The following is a 15,103-nucleotide window of genomic DNA, read 5'->3' as shown; positions in this document are numbered from 1 at the left end:
GCATAACACGCCGAGCATTCCCCCATCAAACTGCACAGCCCACGAGCAGTTGTGAGTGAAAAGACCCGCGATGGACATTCATCTCAGCGCAGCCCACTGGATCTATCTCGCCGGCATCGTCGTCATCCTGCTCACGATGGCACTGCGCAAGAACATCCTCGTCCCCTCGGTGGTCGCGACTTTGCTTACTGCGTGGGTGTTTTCGGGCAGCATCGTGACCGGGTTGGCATCGATATTCAACGCCAGCCTGGTGGCCGCGCACGAGTTGTTCAACATCTTCTTGATCATCGCCTTCGTCACGGCCATGCTGGGGGCGCTGCGCGAGATGGGCGCCGACCGTCTGATGGTCACCCCATTTCGACGAGTGATGCGTTCGGGCACAAGTAGTTTCGTTGTACTGGCGATCGTCACCTATGTGATATCGCTGTTCTTCTGGCCGACGCCTGCCGTTCCGCTGGTGGGGGCAGTGCTCATCCCGGTGGCGATCCGAGCCGGCTTGAGCCCGTTGTCGGTCGGCATGGTGATCGCGATTGCCGGCCAGGGCATGGCATTGTCGTCGGATTACATCATCAAGGTGGCTCCCGGCATTTCGGCAACAGCGGCCGGCGCCGATACCGACACCGTCGCCGACAAGGCGATGATCCTGTCCCTCATCGTGGGTTTCGTCGCACTGGCCATCACCTACCTGACCCAGCGCCGCACCTGGCGCCGGCCCGCACCGGAGTTGCTGGTGGCCTGGGAGAACAAGGCCGACAAGCTCGGGGTGAGCACCGCAGAGCAGGACGCGGACGGGGGCACGGCGGGACGCCCGCAACCCAGCGGCACCGGCGGCACCGGCGTTGCCCCGGTACCCGCCGGCGCCGGCGCCGGGTCACCCACCGCGACGGCGGTACTCGAACCGGTCGCCACGGAGTCTGCCGATGCCCCTAAGCCACTGTCAGCCAAGGCGTTCGCCCTGCTGGTCCCACTGGCCTACCTGGCATTCATCGTCTACCTGTTGCTGGGCAAGTTCACCTCCATCGTGCCACCACTTCAGGGTGGTGACGCCGCGGGCATCGTCGGCGGAATCGCCGCGATGCTGTTGTTCGCCGCCTGTATCACCAACGACAAACGCGCTTTTCTCGAAAGCTCCTCGACGCATATCGTCGACGGCCTTGTCTTCGCCTTCAAAGCGATGGGCATCGTGCTACCCATCGCCGGCTTCTTCTTCATCGGCAACGGTGACTTCTCGGCCCAGATTCTCGGAATGCCGGCCGACGCAAAGGGTCCGGCACTGCTGTTCGACCTCATCAACGCGGCGCTGGCCAATGTCGCACCCAATGCCTTCCTCGTTGCCTTCACCGTGCTGTTCGTGGGCGTCATCGCCGGACTCGAGGGGTCGGGCTTCAGCGGTCTGCCACTCACCGGATCGCTGTCGGGCGCACTCGGCGGAGCAGCCGGAATAGACCCGTCCACGCTGGCCGCCATCGGCCAGATGGGCAACATCTGGTCCGGCGGTGGCACATTGGTCGCGTGGTCGTCGCTGGTGGCGGTGGCCGGCTTTGCGCGGGTGCCGGTGCTCACGCTGGCCCGCAAATGCTTCGTACCCGTCATGTCCGGCCTCGTGCTCTGCACGGTCGCGGCCGTCCTGCTGTTCTGATGGTGGGCGCGGACCCACGCCGGCGACTGGCACTCATCGCGACGATCGTGTTGACGTATGTGACCGGGATCGTCGATGCCGTCGGCTTTCTGGCGTTGGATCGGGTGTTCACAGGCAACATGACCGGCAACATCGTGATCCTCGGTATGGGTGTGGCCGGTGCCGACGACCTACCGGTCCTGGGCCCGGCCATCGCGCTCGGGGCCTTCACCGCTGCGGCATTCCTGGCCGGGTTGGTCCTGAGGGCGAGCCAGAAGGGATGGCAACACCGGGTCACCGTGCTGTTGACTGTCGGCGCGGTGACGCTGGCGGCACTGAGTGTGCTGGCCGGACTGGACGATCACAGCGGCCCGGTGTTGCCGATAGTCATGGCAGCCACCACCGCCGCGGTGATGGGGTCGCAGGCGATGGTGGCCCGGACCGTCGCGGTGGCCGATATGACGACCGTCGTGGTGACCTCGACGCTGGCGTCGTTGGCCGGTGAGACGTGGACCACCCCCGGCTCCGGTGTGCTGTGGAACCGTCGATTCGCGGCAATCGCCACCATCTTCGCAGGCGCCGTGACCGGTGCACTGCTGTTGCGATGGCATATCGCCGCGCCGTTCGCCCTGTCGGCAGCGCTGACCGGTGCGGTCGCTCTGATCGGACATCTGCGGCTGGTGCGCCGAACCGAGGCCGACGGCCCGCGGATCAGGGAATCCTGACCTCGATCTCGCCGGTCAGCTCGGCACTGGCGGCATCGAATGCGGCGACACCGTTGGGCGCCTCGGTGTGCACGGAGACCAGATAGTTTCCGCTACCGGTGGGGATGTGCACCACCCGATCGGCGAACTCGATGGCCTGCCGCGCACCGTCGGAGAGCACGCCCGTCATCTTCTGCCCGCTGTAGTCGCAGAGTTCGGCAGGCAGCACATTCAACGAACTCACCGAGGAACCTGAGGTGAGCCGGTCGGCGTAGTCGGCGAAGGCGGCCTGCGGGGTCGATGTCGTCGCCACGATGGTGACGGTCGCCGACATCCCCTCGGGCCCGCTCACGCGCGCACCGATGTCGCCGGCCCCACCCTGCATCGACCACCCGTCGGGCACCGCGAGGGTCAGCACCGGCGCACCAGGATCGGCAACCTGCGAATTCACCCCCACCGGCGGACGCTGGGAGGGTTGGCAGGTCACCTCGCCGGTACGGATCGGTTCGCGGGTGGGGACCACCCCGAAGTCGGGGTGGTCGGGTGCCGAAGACGGTGTCGGCGGCACCCTCGTCGTAGTACCGCTGCCGGTCGTCGTGGCCGTGTACGAGCTGTCCGCGACCGGTGTGCCGCCGCCGGGGCGCGTGCATCCCGCCACCGGTACCGTCGCCGCCACCGCCACGCACATGACGGCCATTCCCCGGCGCACCGGCTAGTCCCTGGCGAAGGCGCGGGCGAGCTCGCGCTCGGCGTCCAGATAGGGAGTGCCCGAAATGTCCACCACCGCCTTGGCGATCGTTCCGCCGGTGAAGGCGAACGGTGCCGAGTAGGCGCCGGACACCGCCTGGCCGGTATTGCTGCCGACTTTGATCCCTCCCCCGGACAGCCCGAAGCTGCCAGGGTGGGTGCGCACACCGTCGGCCTGACCGACGATGCTGTCGTCGATGTAGAGCGATACCTGCCCCACCGGGGTGTGGCTGCCCTCGACCGTGCCGGTCCGCTCGTATCGGACGCCGAACACATGACTGCCCAACGGGATCGGTGTCCGCGCGGTCACCCGTTGTTCGTCCTCGCCCATGAAGTTGTACACGTACTCCAGATGGCCGTTCTGGACGAAGAGCACATGTCCGCCGTGACCGGCGCCCTGCTTGAAGAGCACTCCTTCAGCATCGGCGGTGTCGATCGTGACCTCGGCCAGCACCGAGAACGACTGACCGCGCAGTTCGGCGGCCGCGCCGAGACCGACCTCGGCGTTGTCGGGGTAGTAGACGAACGTGGTGCGGCCCACCACGAGAAGCGGCCGCCATCGCCCGAACGTCTCGAAGATGTTCAGATCCCCGAGCGGCAGGCCGTTGTACTTCGCCGCCTCGGATAACCACAGCTCCTGCAGTTCGGCCAACTTCTCCGGGTTCTCGGCCGCCAGGTCACGGCACTGGCTGCGATCGGAGTCGATATGGAACAACTCCCAACGGTCATCGTCGAAATGCCCCCACCCCGCCGGCGAGGCCGCGTGCACGGTGTTGGCGAACCACCCCTCGTGCCAGATCCCCCTGGTACCCAACATCGCGTAGAACTGTGTGCGTTTGTCGGTGACGGCATTCGGATCCTCGAGGGCGGACTTGAAACTCACACCGTCGAGCGGTTTCTGCGCGATACCGCCGACCTCGGACGGTTCGGGAATGCCGAGCAGGTCGTAGACGGTAGGGGTGACATCGCAGACGTTGATGTACTGATCGCGAACCGCGCCGTGTGCGTCGATTCCCTTGGGCCAGGAGATGATTGCGCTGTCGGCGATACCGCCTTCGTGGGAGGCGTAGCGTTTGAACAGCTTGTAGGGCGTGTTGAAGGCCATCGCCCAACCGATCGGGTAATGGTTGTAGGTCTGCGGCCCGCCCAGCTGATCGTAGAAGCGCAGGCTTTCGGCCACGGTATCGATGTAGCCGTTGAAGAACTTCACCTCGTTGACCGATCCGTTCGGCCCGCCCTCGCCGCTGGCCCCGTTGTCGGAGATGACGACGATGATGGTGTTGTCCAGCTGACCGGATTCTTCGAGATAGTCCAGCACGCGGCCGATCTGGGCGTCCGTGTAGGACAGGAAGCCGGCGAACACCTCGGCCATCCGGGAGAACAACCGCTTCTCCTCGTCGTCGAGGCTGTCCCACGGGCGCACCGTGTCCTGCGCCGGCCAGGCCGCTCCCCCGGGTCCGGTGACATCGAGGTAGGGATTCATCGGCGAAAGCTCGGTGTCCGGCGGAACGATGCCGAGCCGCTTCTGGTTGGCCAGCACGATATCCCGGTACTTCTCGTACCCCATGTCGAAGGTGCCCGCGTATCTGTCCGCCCACTCCTCGAACACATGGTGCGGTGCGTGCCCGGCGCCGGGGCACAGATAGGTGAACCACGGCTTGTCCGGGGCGATGGCCTTGGAGTCCCTGATGAATTCGATGGTCTTGTCCGCCAGGTCCTTCGACAGGTGATAACCCTGCTCCGGGGTGGCCGGCGGGGTGACAGGGTGGTTGTCGTACACCAGATCCGGATACCACTGGTCGGTCTCGCCGCCCATGAACCCGTAAAAGCGTTCGAAGCCGCGCCCCAGCGGCCAATGCCGTTTGGTGGCGGCCAGGTTGGATTCCTCCAACGGTGTCAGATGCCACTTCCCGACGGCGTAGGTGTTGTAACCGTGTTCGGCCAACACCTCCGACAACAACGCGGTGTCGCGGGGGATGCGGCCGTTACAGTTGGGGAATCCGTCGGTGAACTCCTCGATGGTGGCCATGCCGACCGTGGTCGCATTGCGACCGGTGAGCAGTGCGGCGCGCGTCGGCGAACACAATGCGGTCGTGTGGAACTGCGACAACCGCACGCCCTTGTCCGCGATCCGGCTCATGGCGGGCATCTCGACAAGACCGCCGAAGCAATCCCAGGTCGCAATGCCGATATCGTCCCAGACCAGATACATGACGTTGGGCGCATCCGCGGGTGCGGTGGGTGCGGCGTACGGGCCCCAGTCCGGTTCCGAATCGCGAATGTCGAGTGCGATCTTGCCCTTGAATTCAGCGGTCATCGGCCCTCCTGGGGATCGGCATCGACCGGAGAGTACACCCGCGCCGCACGCATCGCGCCGCAATCGGTCTCAGGCCGGTTCGTTCACCCGGTACAACCGCCAATCGGGCTGCCCGTCGCCGTCATTGGGAATCTCCAGCTCCAATGTCGCCACTTCGGCACCGGTGTCATACAGCGTCGGATACCGCAGATTGAGCGCATCCGAGGCACCTCGGCCGATCGGTGGCACCGTCAACAGATACTTGATGCCGCGGCCGGACGGATCGTTGAGCAGTTCGGTGAAATCCGGGTCGGACGGGATGACGAAAACCTTGGGCCGGTCGGTGGCGGCCAGCACGCCGAATCCGTAGACGGTATCGGTGATGACCGAGCTGTCGGGCAAGCCGAGGGAATCCAGATATTCGGCGATCCGCCGCTCGGTGCGGAAGGTTCGGGCGATGCGGTGCTCGACGGCCTTGTGCGCGCTGACATCGTCGGGTTGAGGGTTCAGCACAGCCCCGAGACCGTATTCCTGCGGCGCGTAATCCGCTTGACCCATCCCGAACACCGTGACCGGGATGCCGACGGCCAGCGTCGCGGCGACCGCGACATACACTGCCGGAGACCGACGACGGGTGACCGCCACGGGAGCAGGGTGCGGGGCGTAGCGCCCGCGCCGTTTCGGCGGTGCGAGCGCGCCATCGGGCACGCCGAGCAAGGCCAGCGTCGCCGCCATCGGGATCGCGATGATGAAGAAGCGCAGGAACGGGAACGTCGATCCGTTCGCATAACTGAATGCCTGGAATCCCAACACCGCACCGAACATCCCCAGCGGCACCACCAGCATCGTCCATCGTGGCGTGCCCCAGCGTTGCATGGTCGCCCACAGCAGCAGCGGAATCAGCGTCGGGGCGAGCAGCATGACGCATACGGCGGCGAACCCGATGCCCTCGGCGAAGTTCGGTGCGGTCTGGCCGGACTGTTCCAGGATCGCGGTGTTCCCGTACTGCGAGGTGAATTGGGCAAACGCTTCCCCGGTGATCAACCAGCCCGCCGCGGCCCAGCCCAGGAATGCCGCCACGCCGGGTCCGCTGACGATCAACACGTCCAGCACGGCCCGCCGCACCCGCGGTGAGGTCCGAGCCCGCAGATAGGTCGTGACACCGACGATCACGCCGGCCGCGCCGATCGATGCCAATGCGTCGTAGCGCGTCAGATAGGCCAACCCCATCGCGACACCGCCCGCCGCGACCAGATGGTGCACGTCGTCGTCGACCATCCACATGATGAGCCGGCGCACCGCCCAGGTCATGAAGAAGATGAACGGAGCCTCGCTCATCCCGTTGGATCCGTAGAACACGATCATCGGGTTCAGGGCGAACAGCGCGGTGATCGTCAGCGAATACCACCGCGGCAGACTGCGATCGGAGCCCATGCTGAAGATCTGTACCGCCGCTCCCGCCATGAACACGCTCGACATCAGGGTGCCGGAGTACGCGTGTTCGGCGAGCTCGGTCCAGACGTCGCTGAAGAGCATGGCCGGGATCTGCACCATCGCCGCCACCGGGGTGAAGATGAATCCGATGGCCGCCAGGTGCGGATCGCGGCTGAACAACACTGCCTGTGTCGATGCCACCCGGGACAACGTGTCGCCCATGATGTAGCCGTGCCGGATCTGCAGCCACCAGCCGACTCCGAGATACACGATCCCGGTCAAGGCGAAGATGGCGAATTTCAGCCGACGGTTCGTCACGCCGACCCGACCACGTTTTCGTGGGCGGTCTTCTCGTCGGGCTTCTCGGCAAGTCCGTGGAAGGTCTTCTCCCAGAACGACGGTTGCCGGATCATCTGATAGCAGCCCTTGGCGGCGGCGATACTCATCATCACCCAGAAGATCGGCACCGTGAGCGCCGCGTGGAGCAGGTCGGCCCGGTCGTCCTCGCGCAGCGCGATCATGTTCATGTACATCACGGTGAAGTTGCCGATGATCATGGCGACGAGCGCCGGAAAGTAGATCAGCGGAGGGAAGACACTGCCGACCACCGCTGGCTGCCCGAGGAACCACAACGCCGTGATGAACCAGAACAACAGGTTGAGCACCGCGATGATCGGTGTGCCCGCGAGCACCAGCGTGAACCGGATGAAGGCGCGCAGTCCCAGCGTGCGGTACAGCTGCACCGGTCTGCGGATGTGCACCAGCCAGGTCTGCAGATAGCCCTTGTACCAACGGGACCGCTGCCGGATCCAGTTGATCGGGTCGCTGTTGGCCTCCTCCAGCGTGTAGGAGTCGATGACCGCGGTGCGCATCCCGTGCGCCGCGATGCGCAATCCCAGATCGGCATCCTCGGTGACGTTGAAGGGATCCCATGCCCCGATGTCGACCAGCACATCGCGGCGCAGATGATTGGAGGTGCCGCCCAACGGTATCGGCGAGGTGCTGACCATCATGCCGGGCAGCAGATAACCGAACCAGAGACCGTACTCGGCGGTGAACCACGCGGTCAGCAGATTCTGCTGCCCGTTGTGATAGACCAACTTGGCCTGTATGCAGGCCACGTCGTCGGGCAGATCGCGGAACGCCGCGACGACCCGGCGCAACTGCAGCGGTTCCGGCAAGTCTTCGGCGTCGAAGATGGTGACGATGTCCCCGGTGGCGAAGTGCAGGCCGTAGTTGCACGCCTTCGGCTTGGTCCGCGGGTCGGCCGGGGGAACGAGAAGGATGGTGATGATCTCCGATTCGCCGCAAGCCTCGGCGGCATCGATCGTCACCTGATCGTCCGCCTCCAACAGCAGCAGTACCTGCAACTTGTCCCGCGGGTACTCCAGCGCATCCATCGCCCCGATCAGGTCGGCGACCACCTCCGGCTCGTTGTAGGCGGGCACCAGGATGGTGTAGCGCGGTAGCTCGCTGTCGGGGATGGCGCGGGCGACATCGTCGGGAACCGCGATGGGGCGCGAGGCCAAACCCCGCCGGAAGATCAGCACCCGGTCGCCCAGCGTCACCAGGTAGGCGGCCGTGCACAACCCGATCAGCACGATGGTGGTCTGCATCGGCCACCAGATCGCCAGCGCCACGACCAGGGCGAGCAGCGTGAGGAGCACCGGCTTCTGCCAGCCGAGCAATGGTTTGGACGCCGATGCGCGCGGGTCGTCATCGCGCAGGCCGTTGATCGCCGTGTCCAGCGCGTACTGGCGCTGCTCCTCGGTCACGGTCTGCGCGTCGAGGAGCTCCCGAACTTTCATGGCCGGGTCCAATCGCCCGGCCGTGGCGACGTCGTCACGACGGGTCCGCGGGGCCCCGGGATCGGCGCGCACGTAACAACAGCAACGCCGCCCCGATCACCACCACCGCCGTCGCGCCCGCACCCGCAATCAGGTACCGCGAGCTGTGATCGGCGTCGGCCGCAGCGTCCGGCTGTGCGGACTCGGGTGTGGTCAGTTGGATGACGTCCCGGCCGGGCACCGCGATCAGGGCATTACCACGCACCCCGGACCAGCGCATGACGTCGGTATCCAGCCATTGCAGCAACCGATCCAGCTCTCCAGGTGCATCCGATGATGTGGCGACCAGCAGCGTCCGTCCCCCGCTGTAGAGAGCCTGCAGCGAACCGAAACCGACCTGGGGGTCGAGCGCCAGGGTGGTGGATTTTCCTGTGCCGTCGACGTTCTCGACGGTGATCACACCATCGGAACTCACGGCCACGGGCAACGTCACGTTGGCGGCGTCCCACCCGTCGGCGCTCACCACGACCGCCGGGTTGGCCGACGCGATGGCGGCATCGGTCGATACCACCGCGGTGTCGAACGGCAACCCGCTGAGTCGCTGCAGACCGGTCAGGATCGACACCGCCCGCCGCAGGTCGGCGAACTCCACCGAGGATCCGTCGCCGATACCGATCTCGATGCGTGGCATCAGCGCCTGTGGCAACGACTGAAATCCCAGCGGTGCGGGCGGATCGGCGGGTGCACTTTCCACCGCGCTCTCACCGTCGATCGTCAGCGTGATGGGCTGGAACTCACCGCACCGGCCGGTGTTGCCCGCGGCGTTCACCTCCACGTCCAGGTTCGTGTACCGCTCCAGCAGCCGGTTGGGCACATTCACCCAGCGATCGATCGCACCGGCGGACTCGGTCGGCCACCGGTCGAGCACCTCCCCGCGCACACTGACCACGACCTGGCCGGCGAGGCCGGACGGGAGCGGGGTGTAGGAGCCCTGCAGATGCACCCGCACATCCTGGACCGCGCGGCCCAGCCGGGTCTGGTCCAGCGGGATGGTCACCTTGGGGTTGACCAACGCGGTGGCGTTGACGCCGGGCTGGCCGAGCCCCCGGATGGTGGTGTGATCGCTGGGCAGGACGGGTGCGGCGGACAGCGGGCCGACGACCGCGGCGGACTGGACGGCCAGCCGGGCCAGGTCGCTGGACAACAACCGAGTCTGGTTGGCCAGATCGCCCGCGCTACCCGAGACCGACAGCGCGCGCACCGCGTTGGTCCCGGTCAGCGCGAGCCGCGCCTCGCCACCTTCGCGCACGACGATCTGACGCTCAAGAGGCTGGGGCGCGGGCACCGCGGCGCCGTCGTTCTCCACGAGCTCGACCTCGATACGCTGGGTGCCGTACCGGGCGACGGTGGCCGTGGCAAGTTTCAGCGCCGCATCGGATTCGGCCGAAGACGGCTCGCGCGGAACGAAGATCGTCAGTTTGCGCAGTATCGGTGGCAGGAAGTCCGCCACCGCGACCGGCGCCACCTCTTGGCCTGCATACCGGACTTCGGCATCGCCCAGGCGCAGCGGATTGTCGGCCTCGAAAACGCAATTGCCTTCCGGCAGGGTGAGGAAACTGTGTAGTTGCACGGTCACCGCGCTGTCGACGACCCGGGCGCCGATCAGCGGGATCGCGAACCGGCCGTCATCGGCGGGAAGCGGCACCCGCGAGACGACGCGGTCGTCCTGGACGACCTCGATCGTGCCGCCCAGCGCGTTGACCGGCAGGCGCGCGGTCACGTTCAATTCGGTGGGTAGCAGCCCGGCCTGCACCGGGATCGACACCGTCTGCATGCCTTCGGCGCCGTACAGCGTGATGGTGGGATCACCACCGAGTACGCGCAGGCTCAGCGATGGTGAGTTCGCCAATGATGTCTGGGCATCGGGTTCGGGTTCGGCCGATGCGATCGCCGGTAACGCCAGCCCGCCGGCGAGCAGGACGGCGGTGGTCATCGCCAGAAGGCGCGGCATCCCACGAACACCGTGGCCGGCCGTGGCGTCGGCCCCTGTTGAACTCATCGAACTCCCCATCATGCGTGGATATCTGTCGGACACCCGAGAATCGTCGGGTCTGGTCATGGGAATTGCGCCGTCACCAGCGACCTCGTGAAGCTCAGCAGCATGTCCTCGTCCTTGAAGACGGGCGTGCGCTGGTCCAGGACGCCGTTGCCACGGAACAACAGGGTGAACAGCGCCCCGATATTGGACGCCACACTGGTCGATGGCGTCGGGAAGGGGGCATCGGCATCGTGATTATCGACCGCGAACACCGATACGCGCTGCGCGAGATCCTTGTCTCCCCAGGCGAATTGGATCGAGTTCCAGGTCACCAGCAGCCTGTCGTCGACGACTGAGACCAACCGGCCCTGCACCCCGTGCCCAAGGTCGAAGTATCGCGGCTCGCTGATGCGCGCGCTGGTCAACCTGTACAGCACCCGGCCCGGATAGACATCGAGGCTGAACGGTCGCCGGGTCACTGTGCTGTCCACCACGAGGGTGCGGGGCCGCGAGAGCTTGTCCCACCGGGCCGTACCGACATTCGCGACGAGGTACTGGCGGACCAGCGTGGCGCCGTCGCCGTAAAGCCGGTCGACATCGGGGAACTCCTGCTGTTCGGTGACAGTCCACCCGTAGGGCGCCGCCATACCCCGACCCGGCTCCAGCCGGTCCGGCGCCGCGACAGCAACCGGTGACGTCGAGGTCCCACTCGGCAGGTGGCACAGCGCCAGTGCCACCGCCGTCACCACCACCACCGGGACGCCCACCCAGACCTGCCGGGAGGCCAGCGGTTCCACCTTGCGGTCGAGGATTTTCTTCGGCGCGCCGCGGCGGGCCTGCAGGAACATCAGCGTCCCCACCACGCAGATGGCGGTCACCGCGGGCACTTGCTGGTAGACGACCAACGGCGCGTCCGGGAAGGCGACCTTGATGGTGATGAGTACCGCGAAGCCGACCACCCAGGCGCGCAGCGACCCGATCACGCCGCGCCGCCAGGTCCGACCCACCGCGACAGCGGTGCCGATCGCGGCGACCAGGAGGCTCGCCGCTCCGGCTGCGAAGGCACCGCCGCCAAGCAGCACCACCACGATGTAGTACGGCAAGGGCAACGCCATCAACAGGATGCCCCACACCCAGGCGAACCGGGTGACCGGTCGCAGACCGAAAAGCACGACGCACGAACCGGATAGGAACAGCCAGGCCGCGACGACGTCGAGACGCAGCAGGTGGAAGTACAGCGCATAACGATCGAGCAGTTGGGCCTCGATCACGACCGCCAGCACCAATGCCATGCCGCCGGTGATGATGTCGGTCTGCCGATCGTGGATGGGTAGTTCGGTGCGGTGCCGTCGGGCGACGGCAATGGCCACCAGTGCGGAGATGATCGGCACCGTCCACATGTAGCCGCCGAGACCGCCTGCGGCCGTGGTGTGCGCAAGGCTGATCATCGAGTCGTGGAACGCCAGGATGAACAATGCCAGGATCAGTCCCCAGCGCAGTGTCGCCCGGAATGCCGGATGCAGATCGTAGTAGCGCTCCAGGAACGGCTTGGGTTCGGGCGCGGCGACTTCCGCGGCCACTGACGCGGTGTCCATCGGCCGGTCAGCCCGGAGATGACGTGCGCGTACCGGCCTGTTTGTCGCTACGGCGACACCGCCGCATCGACCAAGTGGCCACCTCGAAACTGCACGTCATGAGCGCGATGCTAGGTCAGATCGCCCGGGTAGACACCGATTTCGTTGATCCCAAAACAACACGACATGCATATGCAGTCGCAGCAAACCAGCGTTGAGCGCAGATATCCACTCATAGAACGCATAATCACCACGCAGCGCATGTCGGGCAAACGGTGCGCGACACGCCGGATGCCGAATGCTCGCGCAAACGCAAAGATCCCCGGCACCGCACTGCGGTGCCGGGGATCTGGATGCCAAAAGCGTTGGCGTCGAGGTTACTTGGCCTTCTCGAGGACCTCGACCAGGCGCCAGCGCTTGGTCGCCGAGAGCGGGCGGGTCTCCATCAGCGAGACGCGGTCACCGATGCCGGCATCCCCGTTCTCGTCGTGGGCCTTGACCTTGCTCGTGGTCCGGATGATCTTGCCGTAGAGCGGGTGGCTCTTGCGCGACTCGAGCTCGACGACGATGGTCTTTTCCATCTTGTCGCTCACCACGTAGCCGATCGCGGTCTTGCGACGGCCACGCGGTGTCTCGGTGGCCGGCGTGTGGTTGGGGCCTTTAGTGTCTGCCATGTCTTACGAATCCTCACCAACAGGTCCGGAAGCCAGACCCAGTTCACGTTCACGCAGCACGGTGTAGACCCGTGCAATCTCCTGGCGCACCACGCGCAGCCGACGGTTGTTGGTCAGCTGGCCGGTGGCCATCTGGAAGCGCAGGTTGAACAGCTCTTCCTTCGACTCACGCAGGCGCGTGGTGAGCTCCTCCTCGGTGAGCTCACGCAGTTCGCCCGGCGAAACTCCCACTGCCATCAGAACTGCTCCTCTCGGGTCACGATGCGTGCCTTGATCGGCAGCTTGTGGATCGCGCGGGTCAGCGCGTCCCTGGCGATCTTCTCGTCGGGGTAGCTCAGCTCGAACAGCACGCGACCCGGCTTGACGTTGGCGACCCACCACTCCGGCGAACCCTTACCCGAACCCATGCGGGTCTCGGCGGGCTTCTTGGTCAGCGGGCGGTCCGGGAAGATGTTGATCCAGACCTTGCCGCCACGCTTGATGTGCCGGTTGATGGCGATACGAGCGGACTCGATCTGCCGGTTGGTGATGTAGGCGTGCTCCAGAGCCTGGATGCCGTAGTCACCGAAGCTCACCGAGGTACCGCCGCTGGCGGTACCGCGCTGCTTGGGGTGATGCTGCTTGCGGTGCTTGACCCTGCGGGGGATAAGCATGTCAGCTCCCTGAATTTTCTGGGGTGGTTTCTGCGGGCGCCTCGGCTGCTGCCGGGGTGCCCGCCGTGTCATCGCTTGCGGCCCGGCCGGCCTCGGTGCTCGTCGCCGTGGTGCCCGACGCGCCACTGCGGCGCGGACGGGTGCCCGACGGACGATCACGACGCGGACGGTCAGCGGCCGGCGCCGCGGCGGTCAGCTCGCGCTTACCACCGACGATGTCGCCCTTGTAGATCCAGACCTTCACGCCGATCCGGCCGAAGGTGGTCTTCGCCTCGTAGAGGCCGTAGTCGATATCGGCACGCAGCGTGTGCAGCGGGACTCGACCCTCGCGGTAGAACTCCGAGCGGCTCATCTCAGCACCGCCGAGGCGACCCGAGCACTGCACCCGGATGCCCTTGACGTTGGGCTGCCGCATGGCCGACTGGATGGCCTTGCGCATCGCGCGACGGAACGCCACACGGTTGGACAGCTGCTCGGCGACACCCTGAGCGACCAGCTGGGCGACGGCCTCGGGCTGCTTGACCTCGAGGATGTTGAGCTGGACCTGCTTGCCGGTCAGCTTCTCCAGGTCGGTGCGGATGCGGTCGGCCTCGGTGCCGCGGCGACCGATCACGATGCCCGGACGCGCGGTGTGGATGTCCACGCGGACGCGGTCGCGGGTGCGTTCGATCTCCACGTCGGCGATGCCGGCGCGCTCAAGACCGGTGGCCAGCAGGCGACGGATGGCGACGTCTTCCTTGACGTAGTCCGCGTACTGCTTGTCGGCGTACCAGCGGGACTTCCAATCGGTGGTGATACCGAGCCGGAAGCCGTGCGGGTTGATCTTCTGGCCCACTACTCCGAGCCCTCCTTCGAATCGGTGGCCTTCGCAGCAGCAGCCTTACTGCCCTGCGCACGACGGGTACGCGCGGTCGATGTCGACGCGCCACCCTTCTGCTTGGGCGGACGGCTTTCCACGATCACGGTGATGTGGCTGGAGCGCTTGCGGATCCGGAAGGCACGCCCCTGGGCGCGCGGACGGATGCGCTTGGCGGTCGGACCGCCGTCGGCGAAGATCGTCGCGACCACGAGGGTCGACGGGTCCAGGCCGTCGTTGTTCTGCGCGTTGGCAGCTGCGCTGGCGATCACCTTGGCCACCGTGGTGCTGGCGTCCTGCGGTGCCCACCGCAGGATGTCGAGCGCCTCGGCCACGGACTTGCCGCGGACCAGGTCGATGACCCGGCGAGCCTTGGTCGGCGAGAACGGCACGAAGCGTGCCACCGCCTTCGCGGACGGATACTCAATTGCAGTAGTCATTACCGGCGCTTCGCCTTCCGGTCATCCTTGATGTGACCCTTGAACGTGCGGGTGGGGGCGAACTCGCCCAGCTTGTGCCCGACCATCGACTCGGTAACGAACACCGGCACGTGCTTGCGACCGTCGTGGACGGCGAAGGTGTGACCGATGAAGTCCGGGATGATGGTGGACCGGCGCGACCAGGTCTTGATGACCTGCTTGCTGTTCTTCTCGTTCTGGACGTCGACCTTCTTGAGAAGGTGGTCGTCGACGAACGGGCCCTTCTTGAGGCTGCGTGGCATC

15 protein-coding genes are annotated in these 15,103 nt (G+C 66.1%); 3 read left to right on the top strand and 12 right to left on the bottom strand.

Annotation, left to right across the window (positions count from 1 at the left end; genetic code table 11):
- The first annotated feature begins 70 nt into the window (after positions 1-70).
- Both G154_RS10985 and G154_RS10980 read left to right on the top strand, forming a co-directional pair.
- Positions 71-1,639 carry a membrane protein gene (locus tag G154_RS10985; RefSeq protein WP_019514062.1) on the top strand — a complete coding sequence of 523 codons (1,569 nt, stop codon included), beginning with the start codon at positions 71-73 and terminating at the stop codon, positions 1,637-1,639.
- On the top strand, positions 1,639-2,343 hold the full coding sequence (locus tag G154_RS10980) for a YoaK family protein (RefSeq protein ID WP_019514061.1): 705 nt from the start codon (positions 1,639-1,641) through the stop codon (positions 2,341-2,343). Before G154_RS10985 ends, G154_RS10980 begins: the two co-directional genes overlap by 1 nt.
- Here G154_RS10980 and G154_RS10975 read toward each other — a convergent pair.
- On the bottom strand, positions 2,330-2,779 hold the full coding sequence (locus tag G154_RS10975; protein WP_023985338.1) for a hypothetical protein: 450 nt from the start codon (positions 2,777-2,779) through the stop codon (positions 2,330-2,332). The genes G154_RS10980 and G154_RS10975 overlap by 14 nt on opposite strands.
- Before the next feature lie 55 nt (positions 2,780-2,834).
- On the opposite strand from G154_RS10975, the gene G154_RS26420 reads away from it, so the two are divergent.
- The gene (locus G154_RS26420; RefSeq protein ID WP_023985337.1) at positions 2,835-3,038 is read left to right on the top strand and encodes a hypothetical protein; all 204 of its coding nucleotides are present in this window, start codon (positions 2,835-2,837) and stop codon (positions 3,036-3,038) included.
- On the opposite strand, the gene G154_RS10965 is transcribed toward G154_RS26420, so the two are convergent.
- From G154_RS10965 to rpsS, 11 genes are all read right to left on the bottom strand, one after another.
- Positions 3,035-5,386 (bottom strand): arylsulfatase, encoded by a 2,352-nt coding sequence (locus G154_RS10965; protein WP_019514058.1) that lies wholly within the window; start codon positions 5,384-5,386, stop codon positions 3,035-3,037. The two genes, G154_RS26420 and G154_RS10965, sit on opposite strands and share 4 nt — an antisense overlap.
- A 69-nt stretch (positions 5,387-5,455) precedes the next feature.
- A complete protein-coding gene (locus tag G154_RS10960; RefSeq protein WP_019514057.1) occupies positions 5,456-7,117 on the bottom strand; it encodes a hypothetical protein in 1,662 nt (553 codons plus the stop codon).
- Positions 7,114-8,607, bottom strand: a complete 1,494-nt coding sequence (locus G154_RS10955) for a glycosyltransferase (protein WP_023985335.1) — start codon at positions 8,605-8,607, stop codon at positions 7,114-7,116. Before G154_RS10955 ends, G154_RS10960 begins: the two co-directional genes overlap by 4 nt.
- Before the next feature lie 34 nt (positions 8,608-8,641).
- The gene (locus G154_RS10950) at positions 8,642-10,645 is read right to left on the bottom strand and encodes a hypothetical protein (RefSeq protein WP_131701294.1); all 2,004 of its coding nucleotides are present in this window, start codon (positions 10,643-10,645) and stop codon (positions 8,642-8,644) included.
- A gap of 56 nt (positions 10,646-10,701) precedes the next feature.
- On the bottom strand, positions 10,702-12,219 hold the full coding sequence (locus tag G154_RS10945; protein ID WP_019514054.1) for a hypothetical protein: 1,518 nt from the start codon (positions 12,217-12,219) through the stop codon (positions 10,702-10,704).
- 356 nt (positions 12,220-12,575) lie between these two features.
- Positions 12,576-12,872 carry a 30S ribosomal protein S17 gene (gene rpsQ / locus G154_RS10940; RefSeq protein ID WP_019514053.1) on the bottom strand — a complete coding sequence of 99 codons (297 nt, stop codon included), beginning with the start codon at positions 12,870-12,872 and terminating at the stop codon, positions 12,576-12,578.
- Positions 12,873-12,875: 3 nt separating this feature from the next.
- Entirely contained in the window at positions 12,876-13,109 is a 234-nt protein-coding gene (rpmC, locus tag G154_RS10935) for a 50S ribosomal protein L29 (RefSeq protein ID WP_023985334.1), read from the bottom strand.
- Positions 13,109-13,525, bottom strand: a complete 417-nt coding sequence (gene rplP, locus G154_RS10930) for a 50S ribosomal protein L16 (RefSeq protein ID WP_019514051.1) — start codon at positions 13,523-13,525, stop codon at positions 13,109-13,111. Before rplP ends, rpmC begins: the two co-directional genes overlap by 1 nt.
- Before the next feature lies 1 nt (position 13,526).
- Positions 13,527-14,360 carry a 30S ribosomal protein S3 gene (gene rpsC / locus G154_RS10925; RefSeq protein ID WP_019514050.1) on the bottom strand — a complete coding sequence of 278 codons (834 nt, stop codon included), beginning with the start codon at positions 14,358-14,360 and terminating at the stop codon, positions 13,527-13,529.
- A complete protein-coding gene (gene rplV, locus G154_RS10920) occupies positions 14,360-14,821 on the bottom strand; it encodes a 50S ribosomal protein L22 (RefSeq protein WP_019514049.1) in 462 nt (153 codons plus the stop codon). Before rplV ends, rpsC begins: the two co-directional genes overlap by 1 nt.
- Positions 14,821-15,102, bottom strand: coding sequence for a 30S ribosomal protein S19 (gene rpsS / locus G154_RS10915; RefSeq protein WP_019514048.1), 282 nt, complete (start codon positions 15,100-15,102; stop codon positions 14,821-14,823). Before rpsS ends, rplV begins: the two co-directional genes overlap by 1 nt.
- Between the last annotated feature and the right edge of the window lies 1 nt (position 15,103).

Origin of the sequence: Mycobacterium sp. VKM Ac-1816D (assembly GCF_000416385.1) — a bacterium.
Lineage (GTDB): Bacteria > Actinomycetota > Actinomycetes > Mycobacteriales > Mycobacteriaceae > Mycobacterium > Mycobacterium neoaurum_A.
Note: the sequence above shows the minus strand (reverse complement) of the source record. Positions and strands in the feature narration are given on the sequence as shown.

Bases quoted from the DNA above. Each gene is read 5' to 3' on its own strand.
- rpsQ (WP_019514053.1), bottom strand. From the start codon at position 12,872: ATGGCAGACACTAAAGGCCCCAACCACACGCCGGCCACCGAGACACCG.
- G154_RS10985 (WP_019514062.1), top strand. From the start codon at position 71: ATGGACATTCATCTCAGCGCAGCCCACTGGATCTATCTCGCCGGCATC.
- G154_RS10950 (WP_131701294.1), bottom strand. From the start codon at position 10,645: ATGAGTTCAACAGGGGCCGACGCCACGGCCGGCCACGGTGTTCGTGGG.
- G154_RS10980 (WP_019514061.1), top strand. From the start codon at position 1,639: ATGGTGGGCGCGGACCCACGCCGGCGACTGGCACTCATCGCGACGATC.
- rplP (WP_019514051.1), bottom strand. From the start codon at position 13,525: ATGCTTATCCCCCGCAGGGTCAAGCACCGCAAGCAGCATCACCCCAAG.
- G154_RS10955 (WP_023985335.1), bottom strand. From the start codon at position 8,607: ATGAAAGTTCGGGAGCTCCTCGACGCGCAGACCGTGACCGAGGAGCAG.
- G154_RS10945 (WP_019514054.1), bottom strand. From the start codon at position 12,219: ATGGACACCGCGTCAGTGGCCGCGGAAGTCGCCGCGCCCGAACCCAAG.
- rpsS (WP_019514048.1), bottom strand. From the start codon at position 15,102: ATGCCACGCAGCCTCAAGAAGGGCCCGTTCGTCGACGACCACCTTCTC.
- G154_RS10965 (WP_019514058.1), bottom strand. From the start codon at position 5,386: ATGACCGCTGAATTCAAGGGCAAGATCGCACTCGACATTCGCGATTCG.
- rplV (WP_019514049.1), bottom strand. From the start codon at position 14,821: ATGACTACTGCAATTGAGTATCCGTCCGCGAAGGCGGTGGCACGCTTC.
- rpmC (WP_023985334.1), bottom strand. From the start codon at position 13,109: ATGGCAGTGGGAGTTTCGCCGGGCGAACTGCGTGAGCTCACCGAGGAG.